The sequence below is a fragment of the Kaistia terrae genome (assembly GCF_026344005.1).
Classification (GTDB): domain Bacteria; phylum Pseudomonadota; class Alphaproteobacteria; order Rhizobiales; family Kaistiaceae; genus Kaistia; species Kaistia terrae.
On record NZ_JAPKNH010000031.1, the window covers coordinates 1 to 1,813 of the forward strand.

A 1,813-nucleotide genomic window follows, 5' to 3' on the forward strand; every position below is an offset into this window, starting at 1 on the left:
AGGCGAGAGAGCGGATGGCGGCGAGGTCCTTCAGCGCGTCCTGCGCGTTGTCGTCGTGCAGGCCATCCCCGCCCCAATCCGAGAGATCGGCACCGTTGCAGCGTAGCAGGACAGACGCGGCGGCCGCTGCCTCTTCTCGGGTAGGCATCCGCCCCGTCGCCTCGGCGTCTGCGTAGGTGGGAGGGGTGGCGTAGATGGGCTGTTCCTCTTCCTGGTGCGTCCGGTATCTGCTCGAGTAGACGAGCTTGCCGTCTTCCACCAAGCCGTAGCCCACCGGCTCCTGCCCTGGCGCTTCGGCTGCGGGAGGTGTGGGGGCGGCGGCGTAGAGGGGGCGCTCTTCCAGATCCTTCAGATGCGGAGATTTCTGGCTCGCATCACTGACACGCCAATTCGTCCACTCGCCGTCGAGCTTCCAGCGGTATTGCCAAGCCACGGGCTCTTGGGCCGGCCCCTCAAGCGCATTGGCGGCCTCTTCGAAATGCAAAGCATCCCCAAGGCTGGTAGCCGTCCCCTCTTTACGTGCTGCGAGGGCACGTTCGCGGAGGCGCTGGATAAGATCGTTCATCGTGTATCTCCGGCTTTGTCTGAGGCCAACGCAGCGGCCAGATTCCCCAGTCTCTCCTCGGCTGTGAGCGGGCGTCCTCTCGCGGCAGACTTTTCTTTGATTGCGCCATGGACACGAGCGTGCGCGATGAGGGTCTTCAGCCACTCGTTGACGCGATAGTCAGGCCCATGGGGCTGTGAGTGGCTCTCGTTCCAGACGCGGGAGAGGGCGGTCAGGTCGTCAATCGTCAGCCTTGGCGCTTCGGCTGCGGGAGGCGTGGGGGCGGCGGCGAATAGCTCCCATTCGCCCAACGGCATCGACGCCAGCTGCTTTCGCGTCTGGTGGAATACTGCGGACTTCCGACCATTGCACATGGTGCTGTTGAATATGACAACGCGGGCTACGGGTTCGGCCAGCGACAGGATATCTTCGCGGGTGTCGGGGAGGGTCATGCTGCGAGCCTTTCTGCGTCGAGGTAGGCACGGCCAATCAATTCGGGGATGGCTGGGATTACGGCGTTTCCGCAGGCGTGCAATCGGTCCACCCAATTGACAGGCCGGTCATCCATTCCGCGAAGGAGGGGTTGAGGAAAACGATCATCTCCACCGAAGGCAGAATTCGCGATGTCGAGCAGATGCGGCGTGCCACCCGGCCACCCTTGTCCAGGCGAGCCAACACGGACGCTTTCGAACAGTCCTTCCATTCGCTCGCCGGCAGGGTAGGCAACAATCCAGATCCGCTTTCGGGCCTGAGGGGCGCCAACGAACCACCCGGGGACAACATCCCATTGTGCATCGTACCCGAGCGCGGCAAGGGACCGGAGAACGCGGTCAAGTCCGTCCCCGGCGAGGCGATCGACGTTTTCGATGAAGGCGACACGCGGGCGCAGTTCGTCGATGAGCCGGGAATACTCGAACCAGAGCCCGCTTTTGATTCCGTCGAGGGAAGTGTCTCCTCCGTGGACGGCAGCTGCGCTGGATACGTTCTGGCAGGGGAAGCCGCCGCAGATGGCGTCGACGGAAATTCCATCGGCAGCAAGGCCTGCCGCCGTGAGTTCGCGGATGTCATGGTAGCAGGGCACCTCTGGCCAGTGTTTCGCCAGGACGCGGCGAGGGAAAGGCTCGATCTCGCAGAAGGCTACGGTTTCGAAGCCGCCAGTTCGCTCAAGGCCGAGCGAAAAGGCGCCAATGCCGCTGAACAGGTCGAGGACACGGAGGCTCATTCTCCCCTCCCATTGCTCAAGCCATGAGAGGGGGTGGGAGTGGTCGC

General features: G+C 63.5%; 3 protein-coding genes. All 3 read right to left on the reverse strand.

Features of this window, described 5'->3' with window-relative positions:
• Positions 1 to 565 (reverse strand): hypothetical protein (locus tag OSH12_RS26160; protein WP_266346575.1); only part of this gene is annotated, 565 nt, incomplete at its 3' end.
• Positions 562 to 996 carry a hypothetical protein gene (locus tag OSH12_RS26165; RefSeq protein WP_266346576.1) on the reverse strand — a complete coding sequence of 145 codons (435 nt, stop codon included), beginning with the start codon at positions 994 to 996 and terminating at the stop codon, positions 562 to 564. The genes OSH12_RS26165 and OSH12_RS26160, both read right to left, overlap by 4 nt.
• Positions 993 to 1,766 (reverse strand): DNA cytosine methyltransferase, encoded by a 774-nt coding sequence (locus tag OSH12_RS26170; RefSeq protein WP_266346577.1) that lies wholly within the window; start codon positions 1,764 to 1,766, stop codon positions 993 to 995. Before OSH12_RS26170 ends, OSH12_RS26165 begins: the two co-directional genes overlap by 4 nt.
• Positions 1,767 to 1,813: the final 47 nt, after the last annotated feature.